This is a genomic window from Pantoea latae (assembly GCF_002077695.1).
Lineage (GTDB): Bacteria > Pseudomonadota > Gammaproteobacteria > Enterobacterales > Enterobacteriaceae > Pantoea > Pantoea latae.
On the sequence record NZ_MWUE01000025.1, the window covers coordinates 52,971 to 68,650 of the forward strand.

The window sequence follows — 15,680 nt, forward strand, 5'->3', positions numbered from 1 at the left end:
AGCCTGAAAGCTGCAGGGTAAACAGCGCACTTACAATAAATGGAGTAGAACATGGCGTGGAATCAGCCCGGTAATAACGGACAGGACCGCGACCCGTGGGGAAGCAGCAATAATAAAGGCGGCAACTCTGGGGGAAACAAAGGCGGTCGTGAGCAGGGACCTCCGGATCTGGATGATATCTTCCGTAAGTTAAGCAAAAAGCTTGGCGGACTGGGCGGTGGCAAACAGAGTGAAAATGGCCAGCGCAGCGGCGGCAGCGGAGGCAAACTGGTCGGTATCGTCGCGGTTGCGGCGGTGGTTATCTGGGCCGCCAGCGGATTCTACACCATCAAAGAAGCGGAGCGCGGCGTCGTGACGCGCTTCGGCAAATTCAGTCATCTGGTTGAGCCAGGCCTGAACTGGAAACCCACCTTTATCGATCAGGTGCGCGCGGTCAACGTCGAAGCGGTGCGCGAGCTTGCCGCCTCAGGCGTGATGCTGACCTCGGACGAGAACGTGGTGCGCGTGGAAATGAACGTGCAGTACCGCGTGACCGATCCTGAACGCTACCTGTTCGCCGTTACCAGCGCGGACGACAGCCTGCGCCAGGCAACCGACAGCGCGCTGCGCGGCGTTATCGGCCGCTCGACCATGGATCGCATCCTGACCGAAGGCCGTACCGTGGTGCGTAGCGATACCCAGCGCGAAATCGACGAAACCATTCGTCCTTACAACATGGGCATCACGCTGCTGGACGTCAACTTCCAGGCGGCGCGTCCGCCGGAAGAGGTGAAAGCCGCGTTCGACGACGCCATTGCCGCGCGTGAAAACCGCGAGCAATACGTCCGCGAGGCGGAAGCCTACGCCAACGAAGTGCAGCCGCGCGCCAACGGTCAGGCGCAGCGCATTCTCGAAGAGGCGCGCGCCTATAAAGAGCGCACCGTGCTGGAAGCGCAGGGTGAAGTGGCGCGCTTCGCCAAACTGCTGCCGGAATATAAAGCGGCGCCGGATATCACCAAAGAGCGTCTCTATATCGAAACCATGGAACGTGTGCTGAGCCATACCCGCAAGGTGCTGGTTAACGATCGCGGCAACAACCTGATGGTGCTGCCGCTCGATCAGCTGATGCGTGGCGCCAGCGGCGCGGCGCAGAGTGGCCAGAAAGGTGCCAGTCTGTCCACGCTGCCCGCTTCGCCTGGCAGCACCGCCAGCCGCAGCGACACCTCAGCCTATAATCCAGACAGCATCATGGATCAGCGTCGGGCCAACGCTCTGCGCAACGATACCCAGCGCGAAGGGAGAGAGTAATCGATGCGTAAGCCCATAATTGTAGTCATTATTGTTGTACTGGTGGCGCTCTACGCTTCACTGTTCGTGGTTCAGGAAGGCGAGCGCGGCATCGTGCTGCGCTTTGGTAAAGTGCTGCGCGACGACGAAAACAAACCGCAGGTATTCGCGCCGGGTCTGCACATGAAAGTGCCGTTTATCGAGACGGTGAAAACCCTCGATGCGCGCATTCAGACCATGGACAACCAGGCGGATCGCTTCGTCACCAAAGAGAAGAAAGATCTGATCGTCGACTCCTACATCAAGTGGCGCATCAGCGACTTCAGCCGCTACTACCTGGCGACGGGCGGCGGCGATGTCTCTCAGGCGGAAGTGCTGCTGAAACGTAAGTTCAGCGACCGCCTGCGTTCCGAGATGGGTCGTCTTGACGTGAAGGATATTGTGACGGATTCGCGCGGGCGTCTGACCACCGACGTGCGCGATGCGCTGAACACCGGCAGCGCCGGCAGCGACGACGAGGTGCAGACGCCGGCGGCGGATGACGCCATCGCCAGCGCCGCGGCGCGCGTCGAGCGTGAAACCAACAGCAAAGAGCCGGCGATCAATCCAAACAGCATGGCGGCGCTGGGCATTCAGGTGGTGGATGTGCGCATCAAGCAGATCAACCTGCCGACCGAAGTGTCGGACGCGATCTACAACCGTATGCGCGCCGAGCGTGAAGCGGTAGCGCGTAGCCAGCGCTCGCAGGGTCAGGAAGAAGCGGAAAAACTGCGCGCTCAGGCGGACTATCAGGTAACCCGCACGCTGGCGGAAGCGCAGCGCACCGCATTGATTACACGCGGTGACGGCGATGCCGAAGCGGCGAAGCTCTTTGCTGACGCTTTCAGCCAGGATCCTGATTTCTACGCCTTTATCCGCAGCCTGCGCGCCTATGAAAATAGCTTCAGCGACAATCAGGATGTGATGGTGCTGAGTCCGGACAGCGATTTCTTCCGATATATGAAAGCGCCCTCTAACGCGACGCGATAAGAACTGCTATAACCTACGGGCCGACAATGATGTCGGCCTTTTTTTTGGGATGATCCATGAACACAACCATATGGATGGCGCTGGCGCTGGTGTTAGTGCTGGAGGGGCTGGGACCGATGTTTCTGCCGCGCGTCTGGCGACGTATGATCCTCAGTATGGCGCAGCTGCCGGATCGTCTGCTGCACCGTTTCGGCGGCGGCCTGGTGGTGGCGGGCGTGGTGATCTACTACATGATTGCCGCGCACAGCAGCTAAATTGTGTCTTTTGCGCGCGCGTTCCCCAGGATGTTGTAGTGTGCAAAAGCCAGGCGAAAAATGCGCGCAAACGTATGCTAAAAGTGCTGAAAGCCGCAAGATCAGATGGTAGAATCCATTTTTAAGCAATCGGTGATTTTGAAAATGGGTAAGAACGTCGTCGTACTGGGCACCCAATGGGGTGACGAAGGCAAAGGTAAGATTGTAGACCTTCTGACTGAACGCGCGAATTATGTCGTGCGCTACCAGGGTGGCCACAATGCAGGCCATACGCTTGTCATCAACGGTGAAAAAACCGTCCTCCATTTAATTCCATCTGGCATCCTGCGCGAAAACGTCACCAGCATTATCGGTAACGGCGTGGTGCTGTCGCCTGAAGCTCTGATGAAAGAGATGAAAGGCCTGGAAGAACGCGGCATACCGGTACGCGAACGTCTGCTGATTTCCGAAGCCTGTCCGCTGATCCTGCAATACCATGTGGCGATGGATCTGGCGCGCGAGAAAGCGCGCGGCGCCAAAGCCATCGGCACCACCGGTCGCGGCATCGGTCCCGCCTATGAAGATAAAGTGGCGCGTCGCGGCCTGCGCGTCGGCGATCTCTTTAATAAAGAGACCTTCGCCATCAAGCTGAAAGAGATTGTCGATTACTACAACTTCCAGCTGGTCAACTACTACAAAGAAGACGCGGTCGACTACGATAAAGTGCTGAGCGACGTCATGGCGGTAGCCGACGTGCTGACCAGCATGGTGGTCGACGTTTCCGATCTGCTGGACAAAGCGCAGAAGCGCGGCGACCTGATCATGTTCGAAGGCGCGCAGGGCACGCTGCTGGACATCGACCACGGCACCTATCCCTATGTGACCTCGTCTAACACCACCGCCGGCGGCGTGGCGACCGGTTCGGGCATTGGTCCGCGCTGCGTTGATTACGTGCTGGGCATCGTCAAAGCCTACTCGACGCGCGTTGGCGCGGGTCCGTTCCCGACCGAACTGTTTGACGACATCGGCGAGTTCCTGTGCGCGAAAGGCAATGAATTTGGCGCCACCACCGGGCGTCGTCGTCGCACCGGCTGGCTGGATGCGGTCGCGGTGCGTCGCGCGGTGCAGATCAACTCCCTGTCGGGCTTCTGCATGACCAAGCTGGACGTGCTGGACGGCCTGAAAGAAGTGAAAATCTGCGTGGGCTATCGCCTGCCGGACGGCCGCGAAGTGACCACCACGCCGCTGGCGGCGGAAAACTGGGAAGGCATCGAGCCGATCTACGAAACCCTGCCAGGCTGGAGCGAAACCACCTTCGGCGTGAAAACGCTGGAAGGGCTGCCGCAGACCGCGCGCGACTACATTAAGCGCGTTGAAGAAGTCACCGGCGTGCCGGTTGATATTATCTCTACCGGTCCAGACCGTAGCGAAACCATGATTCTGCGCGATCCGTTCGACGCATAATCCTGCACAGGCCGGAGACGCTCCGGCCTCTTTTTCTCCGCTTCTCATCCCTTCGCGCGTTCACATCACCGTTCGGCTGAAAAAAACACACTCTGGTTTCGACTCTGGTTTATCATCTACAGTAACCGCAAGCCGGTTTACTATTAAAATCAACCGCAACGCGGGCAGAGCAGATAAATACGCCGTGAGTGCGCTACTGAGGTCACTGTGCAGCTGACAAGTTTTACCGATTATGGTCTGCGGGCCCTAATTTACATGGCCAGTTTGCCGGAAGGCAAAATGACTAACATCACCGAAGTCACCGAGACCTACGGCGTGTCGCGCAACCATATGGTTAAAATTATTAATCAGCTCAGCCGTGCGGGATTTATCGCGGCGACGCGCGGCAAAAACGGCGGCATCCGTCTCGGGATGGATCCGCGTCATATCATCATCGGCGACGTGGTACGAAAAATGGAGCCGCTACAGTTAGTGGACTGCGCCACCTGCGTCATTACGCCAGCCTGCCGCCTGAGAAAGGCGCTGAACGATGCGGTACAGCTGTTTTTGCGGGAACTGGACAGCTACACGCTGGCAGACCTAGTCGAGGGGAATGAACCCTTATACCACATTTTATTGTCCGAACCGCCGGTGGCAATGAATCTGAAATGACATCGGAGGAACCGCTATGTCAAAAGATCCTTTTCAGGAAAGAGAAGCTGAAAAATACGAAAATCCTATTCCGAGCCGTGAATTTATTCTGGCTCATCTGGAAAAACGCGAAAAACCCGCCAGCCGCGACGAGCTGGCGCAGGAACTGAACCTGACCGACGAAGAGCACCTTGAAGCGCTGCGTCGTCGCCTGCGCGCCATGGAGCGCGACGGTCAGCTGGTGTTTACCCGTCGCCAGTGCTACGCGCTGCCGGAACGCCTCGATCTGCTGCGCGGCAAGGTGATTGGCCACCGCGACGGCTACGGCTTCCTGCGCGTGGAAGGTCAGAAAGATGACCTCTATCTCTCCGCCGAGCAGATGAAAATGTGCATGCACGGCGACGTTATCCTTGCGCAGCCGCTGGGCGCCGATCGCAAAGGACGGCGCGAAGCGCGCGTGGTGCGCGTGCTCGAGCCGCGCAACAACCAGATCGTCGGCCGCTACTTCACCGACGCGGGCGCCGGTTTCGTGGTGCCGGACGACAGCCGTCTGAGCTTCGACATTCTCATCCCGCCGGAAGCGACCTTACAGGCGCGTATGGGCTCGGTGGTGGTGGTGGAGCTGGTGCAGCGCCCGACGCGCCGCACCAAGGCGATCGGCAAAGTCGCGGAGATCCTCGGCGACAACATGGGCACCGGCCTCGCGGTCGATATGGCGCTGCGCACCCATGAGATCCCGCACAGCTGGCCGCCGGAAGTGGAAAAGCAGGTCAGCAAACTCAGCGAAGAGGTGCCGGAAGCGGCGAAGCAAGGGCGCGTCGATCTGCGCAAGCTGCCGCTGGTCACCATCGACGGCGAAGACGCGCGCGACTTCGACGATGCGGTCTACTGCGAGAAAAAACGCGGCGGCGGCTGGCGCCTGTGGGTGGCGATCGCCGACGTGAGCTACTACGTTCGTCCCGGCACGCCGCTCGACGACGAAGCGCTGCAGCGCGGCACCTCGGTCTACTTCCCGTCGCAGGTGGTGCCAATGCTGCCGGAAGTGCTCTCCAACGGTCTCTGCTCGCTGAATCCGCAGGTCGATCGCCTCTGCATGGTGTGCGAAATGACCATCTCCGCCACAGGCAAGCTGACCGGCTATAAGCACTATGAAGCGGTGATGAACTCCCACGCGCGTCTGACCTACACCAAAGTGTGGAACATTCTGCAGGGCAACCCGGAACTGCGCGAGCAGTACGCGCCGCTGCTGAAGCCGCTGGAAGAGCTGCACACCATGTATAAGGTGCTGGAGCAGGCGCGCGACGCGCGCGGCGGCATCTCGTTCGAGACCGAAGAAGCGAAGTTTATCTTCAACGCCGAGCGCCGCATCGAGCGCGTAGAGCGTACCGTGCGCAACGACGCGCACAAGCTGATCGAAGAGTGCATGATCCTCGCCAACATCGCCTCAGCGCGCTTCGTTGAGAAGCACCAGGAGCCGGCGCTGTTCCGCGACCACGATCGTCCCAGCGACGACAGCATCACCAGCTTCCGCACCGTGCTGAATGAGCTGGGCCTGTCGCTGCCGGGCGGCGCGAAGCCGGAGCCGATCGACTACGCCGAGCTGCTGACGCAGATCGCCGATCGCCCGGATGCGGAGATGCTGCAAACCATGCTGCTGCGCTCAATGAAGCAGGCGGTCTACGATCCGGAAAACCGCGGTCACTTCGGTCTGGCCTTGCAGTCCTATGCGCACTTTACCTCGCCGATCCGCCGCTATCCCGATCTGCTGCTGCACCGTGCCATCAAATACCTGCTGGCGCAGGCCGAGGGCGAGGTAAAAGGCAACACCACCGCGACCGGCGGCTATCACTACGATCTGCCGCAGATGCTGCAGCTGGGCCAGCACTGTTCGATGACCGAGCGTCGCGCCGACGAAGCGACGCGCGACGTCGCCGACTGGCTGAAATGCGACTTTATGCAGGATCAGGTCGGCAATACCTTTAACGGCGTGATCTCCAGCGTGACCGGCTTCGGCTTCTTTGTGCGCCTGAACGATCTCTTTATCGACGGGCTGGTGCACGTCTCGACGCTCGACAACGACTACTACCGTTTCGATCCGGTCGGGCAGCGTCTGATCGGCGAATCGGGCGGACGCACCTATCGTCTGGGCGATGCGGTGGAAGTGCGCGTCGAGGCGGTGCATCTGGACGAGCGCAAGATCGACTTCGCGCTGATCTCCAGCCAGCGTCAGCCGCGCGGCGAAGGCAAAACCGCGCGCGACAAAGCGAAGCGCGAAGGCAAAGCGCCGCCGAAGCGTCGTCGTCAGGTCGGCAAAAAAGGCAACTTTGAGCCGAACGAAGCGTTCCGCGACGGCAAGGAAAAACCGGCCAAAGCGAAGAAAGAGAAAAAAAGCAAAACCCCGTCGGAAAAAACCCGTAAAATCGCCGCCGCCACCAGGGCGAAGCGCGCCGCGAAGAAACAGGCTGACTCCGCCTGATGCGTTAACGGACGCCTTCTGCCCGCAGAGGGCGTCCGCTGAAGTCCAATTCATTCCAAACTGAGCAGATCGATGAGCGAAATTATTTTTGGTATCCATGCCGTGCAGGCGCTGCTGGAGCGCGATCCCCAGCGCTTCCAGGAAGTCTTTATCCTCAAGGGCCGCGACGATCGTCGCCTGCAGCCGTTGGTGGCGGCGCTGGAAGCTCAGGGCATCGTTATCCAGCTGGCGAACCGCCAGTGGCTGGATGGTCAGGTAGAGGGCGGCGTGCATCAGGGTATCGTGGCGCGCATCAAGCCGGGCCGTCAGTATCAGGAAGGCGATCTGCCGGATCTGCTGGCGAGTCTGGAAAAACCGCTGCTGCTGGTGCTGGACGGCGTCACCGATCCGCACAACCTTGGCGCCTGCCTGCGCAGCGCCGATGCGGCGGGCGTGCACGCGGTAATCGTACCGAAAGATCGTTCTGCGTCGCTCAACGCCACGGCGAAAAAAGTCGCCAGCGGCGCGGCGGAAAACGTGCCGCTGATCCGCGTCACCAACCTGGCGCGCACGCTGCGCCTGCTGCAGGAGTACAACATCTGGGTGGTTGGCACGGCGGGCGAAGCGGACCATACGCTCTATCAGAGCAAAATGACCGGGCCGATGGCGCTGGTGATGGGTGCGGAAGGTGAAGGCATGCGCCGTCTGACGCGCGAGCATTGCGATGAGCTGATCAGCATTCCGATGGCGGGCAGCGTCTCGTCGCTTAACGTCTCTGTGGCGACCGGCGTCTGCCTGTTCGAAGCGGTACGCCAGCGCGGGGCGTGATCCCCGCCGCAAAATCCTCTTAGTGCCAGGCATAACCGCGCGTCATTCTCCCATACTCACTGGGACAGGCAACGCGAGGAAGGGTTATGACCTGGACCACCCACACCGTTTTCAATCAGCCACAGCCCCTGAGCAACAGCAACCTCTTTCTCTCCGACACGCCGCTGCGCGAGGCGCTCGCCCGTGAAGGCGCCGAGTGGGACCGCGAGTGGCTGGCGTCGGTGGGCGCGCAGCTCGGCGGCGCCGAGTCGCTGGAGTTAGGCCGGCTGGCCAACGCCGCGCCGCCGGAGCTGCTGCGCTATGACGCGCGCGGCGTGCGCATCGACGAGGTGCGTTTTCACCCCGCCTGGCATCTGCTGATGCAGGGCGTCTGCGCCAGCCGGCTGCATAATCTCAGCTGGCAGCCCGACGTGCTCGATCGCGCCATGGTGGCGCGCGCCGCGCGCTTTATCCTGCATGCGCAGGTCGAGGCGGGCACGCTCTGTCCGGCGACCATGACGCACGCCGCCGTTCCGCTGCTGCAGCGCTGGCTGCCCGACGCCTTCAGCGACTGGCGCGAGCCGCTGCTCAGCGATCGCTACGACACCCACGCGCAGCCGGGCGGCCAGAAGCGCGGCCTGCTGATCGGCATGGGCATGACGGAAAAGCAGGGCGGCAGCGACGTCACCAGCAACACCACGCGCGCGGAGCCGCTGGCGGATCGCGCGCCCGGCTCGCTCTGGCGCCTCACCGGCCATAAATGGTTCTTTTCCGTGCCGCAGAGCGACGCGCACCTGGTGCTGGCGCAAAGCGGCAACGGGCTGAGCTGCTTCTTTGTGCCGCGTCTGCTGCCGGACGGCACGCGCAACGCCATCCGCCTCGAACGGCTGAAAGAGAAGCTGGGCAACCGCGCCAACGCCAGCAGCGAAGCGGAGTTTCAGGACGCCACCGGCTGGCTGCTGGGCGAAGAGGGCGACGGCGTGCGGCTGATTTTGCAAATGGGCGGTATGACGCGTTTCGACTGCGCGCTCGGCAGCCACGGCCAGATGCGGCGCGCCTTCTCCGTCGCGCTCTATCATGCGCACCAGCGCCAGGTGATGGGCAAAAATCTGCTGGATCAGCCGCTGATGCGCCAGGTGCTGGCGGCGCAGGCGCTGCAGCTGGAGGGGCAAACGGCGCTGCTGATGCGTCTGGCGCGCGCCTGGTCGCAGCCGGCGCAGCCGCTGGAAACCCTGTTCGCCCGGCTTTTCACTCCGGCGGCGAAATACGCCGTCTGCAAGGCGGGCATGCCGTTCGTCGCCGAGGCGATGGAGGTGCTGGGCGGCGTAGGCTACTGCGAAGAGAGCGAACTGCCGCGCCTCTATCGTGATATGCCGGTCAACAGCATCTGGGAGGGATCCGGCAACGTCATGTGTCTCGACGTGCTGCGGGTGCTGCGCAAGCAGCCGGGCGTGATCGAGATGCTGGATGAGGAGTTCGGGGCGGTGAAGGGCGTTAATCGCCTGTTTGACGCAGCCTGGCGTCAGCTAAAACTGCGGCTTAGCCGCCTGCAGGAGAGCCAGGCGCGCGACATCGCCCAGCGCCTGTTTTTGCTGGCGACGGGCGCGCAGCTGTTGAAATATGGTGAGCCGCCGCTGGCGGACGCCTGGTGCCGGCAGTGGCTCGACGGTCGCGGCGTCCGTCCGCTAGAGAGCCTGGTGGCGGAACGCTTACTGCTGCGCGCCAGCGGTGGGTGACGCGCCGTAAAGGATCGCCGTAGCGTACCAGTATCCCGGCGTGACCGTTTCATCCACCATAATCACCTGATAGTAGACCGCGCCGCGCTGGTTGGCCTCCGCCGCCAGCGCGCGCTGCGCGTCATCCGGCGAACCCCGCACCTGCGTGCTGATGCTGCCGAGTCTCGGCAGGCCGGTACTCTGCGCGCGCGTAATTTCCTGCGCCTGATGAGTGGGCGCAGGCGGTGGCTGCGGCGTGGTTTTCAGCGCCGAGCAGCCGCTCAGCAGCAGCGCCAGGGTCAGTAAGTAAGCGTAACGCATAGGATTTCCTCCAGAGGGACGGTGACATAAGTGTAAGTCACCGCCCCAAAAGCGGGTCAGGATTTCAGATGAAAGACGCTGACTAACTGCGTCAGGTGGTGGCCTTTGTGACTCAGATTCTGCGCCGAGGCATCCGCCTGCGCCATCAGCTCGCTGTTTTCATGGGTCGCCTGGCTGATCTGGTTCATCGCCAGATTGACCTGGCCGATGCCCGCCGCCTGCTGCTGCGCCGCGACGTTGATCTCGCCCATCAGCGCCTGAACCTGCTCGATATGCGACACGATATGGGTCATGGCGTCGTGGGTCTGCTGCGACAGCTGATGCCCTTCCGAGACGTTGCTGATCGAGGTGGCGATCAAACCGTCGATCTCTTTCGCCGCCTGCGCGCTACGCTGCGCCAGCGCGCGCACTTCCGCCGCCACCACGGCGAAGCCGCGGCCGTGCTCGCCGGCGCGCGCCGCTTCCACCGCGGCGTTCAGCGCCAGGATATTGGTCTGGAAAGCGATCGATTCGATGACGTGCGTAATGTCGGCGATGCTCTGCGAAGAGACCTGAATGGCGGACATGGTGTTCACCGAGCGGCTCACCGTCTGGCTGCCGTGGCCCACCAGGCTGCTCGCTTCCGCCACCAGCGTCATCGCCTGGCGCAGGTTGTCCGCGGTGTGCTCGACCGTGGCGCCGAACTGCTCCATGCTCGCCGAGGTCTCCTCCACGCTGCTCGCCTGACGGCCAATTTGCTCGCTGATATTCAGGCTGCTGGCAGCGATGGTATCGGTGCCGTCGCTGATCTCCTGCGCGGCGGCACGCACCTGGCCGACAATCTTCTCCAGCCCGTCGCCGATGCCATTAATGGCGGTAATCAGCTGGCCCACTTCGTCGCGACGTCGGGTATCGAGGTGCACGCGCAGGTTGCCCGCCGCGTACTGCTCCGCCAGATGGATCACCTGCTGCAGCGGTTGAGTAATGGCGCGGCGGCTGTAGAACACAAAGCCCAGCGCAAAAAGCAGCACCAGCGCCAGTCCGGTCAGCATAAAGAGATTGCGGCTGTGGGTAATCGGCGCCAGCAGGCTGTCGCGGCTCACTTCGCCGACCACAATCCACTCCCAGCCCGGCAGCTGCTGCCAGGCCAGCATTTTGCTCTCGCCGTCGATCTGCGCCTCCTGAATGCCCTGCGGCTGGCTCAGCAGCGCCTGCTGTACGCTGGCGTCCCAGCCCGGCTGTTGGCCTTCATGGCGCGCGTCAAACAGATAGCGGCCCTGCGCCGCGCCCGGCGCGCCGTTCAGCACAAAGAAATGGCCGCTGTCGCCCAGCTTGCGCGCCAGTACCTTGTCGCGCATCAGCGCGTACTGTTTATCGATCTGCACGCCGACGAACAGAATGCCAACCACCGCACCGGCGTCATCTTTCACCGGCTGATACTGGGTGATATAGCGATGGCCGAACAGCGTTGCCAGCCCGCGATAGATCTCGCCGCGGCTGACGCTTTTCCACGCCGCGCTGCTGCGGTCGAGACGGGTGCCGATGGCGCGGCTGCCATCCTCTTTTTTCAGCGAGGTGGAGATACGGTAAAAGTCGTCGCCGTCACGCACAAAGATGGTAGAGACGGCGGTGGTGCGCTGTAGAAAGTCATCCACCGCCACCTGATCGAGGTTCAGGGTTTTCAGTCCGGCGCGCAGCGTCGGGGTCGAGAACTCGCCCACCTGAATGCGCGCGCTGTCGTCGCGGCTAAAGCGCTGCGGCAGAAAGCTGGCAAACAGCTGGGTGTAGTTGTTGACCTCTTCGGTCAGGGTGGCGTTGAACATCGTTGCCATTTCGCTAATGCCCTGCACCTGATTATGCATATCATCGGTGGCGAGGCTTTCCAGCTGGCGGGCTGCTGTGTGGCTTTGAGTCAGTGTCAGGACGAACAGCAGCAGCGCGACGCTGAGAGACGTCAGTACAGACAGCTTGACTCCAAGACTCATGGGGCTGAGAGAGAGACGCTTCATAAAATACCTTTAGGTCGGTTTACGGGATATACGATTAACGGCATCGGCAGCAAAAGGTTTACCCCCTAAAAAGGGCAGTAGATTTGTGAAGCGGTTCGCAGATTAACGCCGCGGCGCGTAAACTCAGCGGAGTTAACAAAAAGAGCGGGGCAGGCATGATTGAACTGAATACGGAAAGGCTGGCGGGCATTGAGGTGCTGCATGCCGCGCCGGCGGGCCAGCGTCACGCGCCGCTGCCGACGGTGCTGCTTTATCATGGCTTCACCTCCTCGAAAGAGGTGTATGCCTATCTGGCCGTGGCGCTGGCGCAGGCGGGCTTTCGCGCCGTGATGCCCGACGCTGACCTGCACGGCGCGCGCGACAACGGCAACGACGCGCTGCGGCTGTCGCGCTTTTGGCAGATTCTGCAGCGCAATATCGACGAGCTGCCGCAGCTGGAGAGCGCGCTGCGCGCCGCGAATCTGGTCGACGGCGACCGCTTCGGCGTGGCGGGCGCCTCGCTGGGCGGCATGACCGCGCTGGGCGCGATGGCGCGCTATCCGCATATCCGCAGCGTCGCCTGCCTGATGGGATCGGGCTACTTTATGTCTCTTAGCCGTTCGCTGTTTCCGCCGCTGCGCGTCGGCTCGCCGGAGGAGCAGGCGCAGTTCGATCGGCTGATGGCGCCGCTGGCGGCTTACGATCCCAGCGCCAGACTGGAGACGCTGGCGAACCGGCCGCTGCTGCTGTGGCACGGCGAAGCGGACGAGGTGGTGCCCTTCGCCGAAACGGCGCGGCTGGTAGAGGCGCTGCAGGCAAACGGAGAGGCAGAGAACATGACCTTTTTCTCAGAGGGGGGCATCGGCCACAAAATCACCCCTTTCGCGCTGCGCGCGCTGGTGGATTTCTTCAAGGCGCAGCTGTAGCGCAGCCGGGCTGGCGGCGCGCCGTCAGCCCGTTGCCCTGCAGAGATTACAACTGATTCGACAACCGCTGCGCCGCGCTGGTGGTGGCGCTGGCGTGCGTACTGCCCGGCGCGTCCAGTCGATTGACGTAGACATAGCCTGAGGCCGCTTTGCTGCTGTTACTTCTCATCTGCTGCGCACAGTCAGTCTGGCTGGCAAGGGCGGGTGGAGACAGGAAGAGACCCAGTAAAGTGGCGACGACGAACGTTTTCATGCTCGACTCCTCACTGATGGGAACACACTCTGCGACGGCGGAGAGAAGACTCGCAGCGTCATGAGTAAGTTTAGTGCCTGCCGTCGCCGATGCCAGACGGCAACGCTGAACGCCTTAATCAGTAAAATTGATGAAGTTATGCGCAAGCTGTTGAATTTTTGGTCATAGCAAAGAAAGCCGCATTAAACGCGATTTAATGAAATGTGCGCTTGAGTTTAGACAGCGACGCCAGTATGATTACGCGTCAATTTTTCAGCTGCATTCAGGGGCGCGTTACATTCAATGAATGTTTCACGACCTATAACGTTCCTTGCTTCCGTGGGCCGCAGCTGACCCTGACAGGAGGCTGAATAATCCGTAAGGAGCAATTTCGATGCGTCATTACGAAATCGTATTTATGGTCCATCCTGACCAGAGCGAACAGGTTCCGGGCATGATCGAGCGTTACACTGGTGCTATCACTGGTGCACAGGGCACGATTCACCGTCTGGAAGACTGGGGCCGCCGTCAGCTGGCTTACCCGATCAACAAACTGCACAAAGCTCACTACGTTCTGCTGAACGTAGAAGCGCCGCAGGAAGCGATCGACGAGCTGGAAACGAACTTCCGCTTCAACGACGCCGTTATCCGCAGCATGGTTATGCGCGTTAAGCACGCGGTAACTGAAGCCTCTCCGATGGTTAAAGCGAAAGACGAGCGTCGTGAGCGCCGCGAAGACTTCGCTAACGAAACCTCTGATGAGTCAGATGCTGGGGATTCTGAAGAGTAATCATTCGTGACGGCCAATCGACTGCGCCTGTCTGGCACCGTGTGCAAGACGCCGGTTCGAAAAGTGAGCCCGTCAGGAATTCCTCACTGTCAGTTCGTGCTTGAGCACCGCTCAGTGCAGGAAGAAGCCGGTTTCCACCGGCAAGCCTGGTGCAGAATGCCTGTGATTATCAGCGGCACGCTCCATCAGGAGATTACTCAACATATAACGGTCGGCACGCCGCTCACCCTCGAAGGTTTCATTAGCTGCCATCAGGCGCGAAATGGCCAGAGTAAAATGGTGCTGCATGCCGAGCAGATTGAATTGATAGATTCTGGAGACTAGCCAAATGGCACGTTATTTCCGTCGTCGCAAGTTCTGCCGTTTCACCGCGGAAGGCGTTCAAGAGATCGATTATAAAGATATCGCAACGCTGAAAAACTACATCACTGAAAGCGGCAAGATCGTACCGAGCCGTATCACCGGTACTCGCGCAAAATACCAGCGTCAGCTGGCTCGTGCTATCAAGCGCGCGCGTTACCTGTCTCTGCTGCCGTACACTGATCGTCATCAGTAATCGGCAACTGTCCATTAACGACTTTAAGAGGATAAGGTAATGCAAGTTATTCTGCTTGATAAAGTAGCAAACCTGGGCAGCCTGGGTGATCAGGTCAACGTTAAAGCGGGCTACGCGCGCAACTTCCTGGTACCGCAGGGCAAAGCTGTTCCTGCTACCAAGAAAAACGTTGAATATTTCGAAGCTCGTCGCGCTGAACTGGAAGCTAAGCTGTCCGACGTTCTGGCTGCTGCCAACGCACGCGCTGAGAAAATCAATGCACTGGGTTCAGTGACCATCGCCTCTAAATCAGGCGACGAAGGTAAACTGTTCGGTTCTATCGGTACGCGCGACATCGCTGACGCTGTAACTGCAGCTGGCGTTGACGTAGCTAAGAGCGAAGTTCGTCTGCCGAACGGCGTTCTGCGCACCACCGGTGAGCACGAAGTTGACTTCCAGGTTCACAGCGAAGTTTTCGCGAAACTGGTTGTAAATGTAGTTGCTGAGTAATTTTACTCGGTAATGCGAAAAAGCCGGCCTTGTGCCGGCTTTTTTGTTTTTGCCGCCGCGCTACTGAGCGCGTATAAAGGTGCCGTCCGGCTGGCGAGTAAACAGCACCGGGCCGTTCGCGCCATCCACCGTCAGTCCCGTCACCACGCCCTGTCCATTCTGCCTGATCTTCACCTGCTGGCCGCTCTGCAGCGCGCTCAGCGGCTGGTCGTTGCCTTCCACGCGCGCCATGGCGAAGACGTCACCGACCGGCAGATTATTGTCGCGAAACAACTGCGCCAGCGTCTGGCCAGAGGCGATGGTATAGCTGCGCCACGCGCCCTGAGAATCCGCCTTCGGCGGCTGCGCGTTTTGCTGCGGCGCGTTCTGATCGACGATCTCCGCCTGCATCGGCACCTCTTTTTCGCCGCTCGCGGTCTGCGGGCGCTCAATCGGGTATTGCGGCGAGCTGGAGGGCCATAAAAAGGCCAGCAGCATCACCAGCAGGGCGATAACGATGCCGCGCCGGTGCGCCGGCGGCAGTGGACCCATCCAGCGCAGGGTGTCGGTAAAGTGCCAGATTTTACTCAGCCAGGCGGGCATGCGGGAAGGCGCGTCTGAAGCCATTCGTGAATCCTCCTCATCGCCAGCGGCGGTCGGCGGGGTAGCGGGCCGCCAGGCGAAGCGTTGGCGCAAAGTGCGCAAAGCGCGGGGTGCGCGCGTCCTGCGGCGTCTTGGGGCGATTTGGCCCATGTATCTCTCTTCTTTCAGTACTCTGGCAAAGATGGCCTTGAACCAGAGTTATAGTATGGGCAATGCGA

General features: G+C 60.9%; 17 protein-coding genes. 13 read left to right on the forward strand and 4 right to left on the reverse strand.

Annotation, left to right across the window (positions count from 1 at the left end):
- The first annotated feature begins 51 nt into the window (after positions 1–51).
- The 8 genes from hflK (at position 52) to B2J69_RS16620 (ending at position 9,620) form a co-directional block, all read left to right on the forward strand.
- Positions 52–1,287, forward strand: coding sequence for an FtsH protease activity modulator HflK (hflK, locus tag B2J69_RS16585; RefSeq protein WP_081140749.1), 1,236 nt, complete (start codon positions 52–54; stop codon positions 1,285–1,287).
- A 3-nt stretch (positions 1,288–1,290) separates the two neighbouring features.
- Positions 1,291–2,295 (forward strand): protease modulator HflC, encoded by a 1,005-nt coding sequence (gene hflC / locus B2J69_RS16590; protein WP_033792335.1) that lies wholly within the window; start codon positions 1,291–1,293, stop codon positions 2,293–2,295.
- Positions 2,296–2,351: 56 nt separating this feature from the next.
- On the forward strand, positions 2,352–2,549 hold the full coding sequence (locus B2J69_RS16595; RefSeq protein WP_081140750.1) for a DUF2065 domain-containing protein: 198 nt from the start codon (positions 2,352–2,354) through the stop codon (positions 2,547–2,549).
- Between the two features lie 144 nt (positions 2,550–2,693).
- Positions 2,694–3,992 (forward strand): adenylosuccinate synthase, encoded by a 1,299-nt coding sequence (locus tag B2J69_RS16600; RefSeq protein WP_081140843.1) that lies wholly within the window; start codon positions 2,694–2,696, stop codon positions 3,990–3,992.
- 207 nt (positions 3,993–4,199) lie between these two features.
- Positions 4,200–4,643 carry a nitric oxide-sensing transcriptional repressor NsrR gene (gene nsrR / locus B2J69_RS16605; protein WP_081140751.1) on the forward strand — a complete coding sequence of 148 codons (444 nt, stop codon included), beginning with the start codon at positions 4,200–4,202 and terminating at the stop codon, positions 4,641–4,643.
- Positions 4,644–4,659: 16 nt separating this feature from the next.
- On the forward strand, positions 4,660–7,098 hold the full coding sequence (gene rnr, locus B2J69_RS16610; RefSeq protein ID WP_081140752.1) for a ribonuclease R: 2,439 nt from the start codon (positions 4,660–4,662) through the stop codon (positions 7,096–7,098).
- Positions 7,099–7,170: 72 nt separating this feature from the next.
- Entirely contained in the window at positions 7,171–7,905 is a 735-nt protein-coding gene (gene rlmB / locus B2J69_RS16615) for a 23S rRNA (guanosine(2251)-2'-O)-methyltransferase RlmB (RefSeq protein WP_081140753.1), read from the forward strand.
- 86 nt (positions 7,906–7,991) lie between these two features.
- Positions 7,992–9,620 carry an isovaleryl-CoA dehydrogenase gene (locus B2J69_RS16620; protein WP_081140754.1) on the forward strand — a complete coding sequence of 543 codons (1,629 nt, stop codon included), beginning with the start codon at positions 7,992–7,994 and terminating at the stop codon, positions 9,618–9,620.
- Here B2J69_RS16620 and bsmA read toward each other — a convergent pair.
- Together bsmA and B2J69_RS16630 are read right to left on the reverse strand one after the other, a co-directional pair.
- Positions 9,594–9,920: a biofilm peroxide resistance protein BsmA gene (bsmA, locus tag B2J69_RS16625; protein WP_081140755.1), complete on the reverse strand. Its 327-nt coding sequence runs from the start codon at positions 9,918–9,920 to the stop codon at positions 9,594–9,596. The genes B2J69_RS16620 and bsmA overlap by 27 nt on opposite strands.
- Positions 9,921–9,976: 56 nt before the next feature.
- Complete coding sequence (locus B2J69_RS16630; RefSeq protein ID WP_081140756.1) at positions 9,977–11,908, reverse strand: methyl-accepting chemotaxis protein; 1,932 nt, start codon at positions 11,906–11,908, stop codon at positions 9,977–9,979.
- A 155-nt stretch (positions 11,909–12,063) separates the two neighbouring features.
- Here B2J69_RS16630 and yjfP point away from each other — a divergent pair, with 155 nt between their 5' ends.
- The gene (gene yjfP, locus B2J69_RS16635; protein WP_081140757.1) at positions 12,064–12,813 is read left to right on the forward strand and encodes an esterase; all 750 of its coding nucleotides are present in this window, start codon (positions 12,064–12,066) and stop codon (positions 12,811–12,813) included.
- A 46-nt stretch (positions 12,814–12,859) separates the two neighbouring features.
- On the opposite strand, the gene B2J69_RS16640 is transcribed toward yjfP, so the two are convergent.
- Entirely contained in the window at positions 12,860–13,066 is a 207-nt protein-coding gene (locus B2J69_RS16640; protein ID WP_081140758.1) for a hypothetical protein, read from the reverse strand.
- Positions 13,067–13,439: 373 nt separating this feature from the next.
- Between B2J69_RS16640 and rpsF the strand changes: the two genes are divergently transcribed.
- Genes rpsF through rplI form a run of 4 tightly spaced genes read left to right on the forward strand, consistent with a single transcriptional unit; the run spans position 13,440 to position 14,880 of the window.
- On the forward strand, positions 13,440–13,835 hold the full coding sequence (gene rpsF / locus B2J69_RS16645) for a 30S ribosomal protein S6 (RefSeq protein WP_081140759.1): 396 nt from the start codon (positions 13,440–13,442) through the stop codon (positions 13,833–13,835).
- 6 nt (positions 13,836–13,841) lie between these two features.
- Positions 13,842–14,159 (forward strand): primosomal replication protein N, encoded by a 318-nt coding sequence (gene priB / locus B2J69_RS16650; protein WP_081140760.1) that lies wholly within the window; start codon positions 13,842–13,844, stop codon positions 14,157–14,159.
- Positions 14,160–14,163: 4 nt separating this feature from the next.
- On the forward strand, positions 14,164–14,391 hold the full coding sequence (rpsR, locus tag B2J69_RS16655) for a 30S ribosomal protein S18 (RefSeq protein ID WP_000135199.1): 228 nt from the start codon (positions 14,164–14,166) through the stop codon (positions 14,389–14,391).
- A 39-nt stretch (positions 14,392–14,430) separates the two neighbouring features.
- Entirely contained in the window at positions 14,431–14,880 is a 450-nt protein-coding gene (rplI, locus tag B2J69_RS16660) for a 50S ribosomal protein L9 (protein ID WP_081140761.1), read from the forward strand.
- 60 nt (positions 14,881–14,940) lie between these two features.
- Here the strand turns inward: rplI and B2J69_RS16665 are convergent, their stop codons facing one another.
- Positions 14,941–15,612: an OapA family protein gene (locus B2J69_RS16665; protein ID WP_158083441.1), complete on the reverse strand. Its 672-nt coding sequence runs from the start codon at positions 15,610–15,612 to the stop codon at positions 14,941–14,943.
- Between the last annotated feature and the right edge of the window lie 68 nt (positions 15,613–15,680).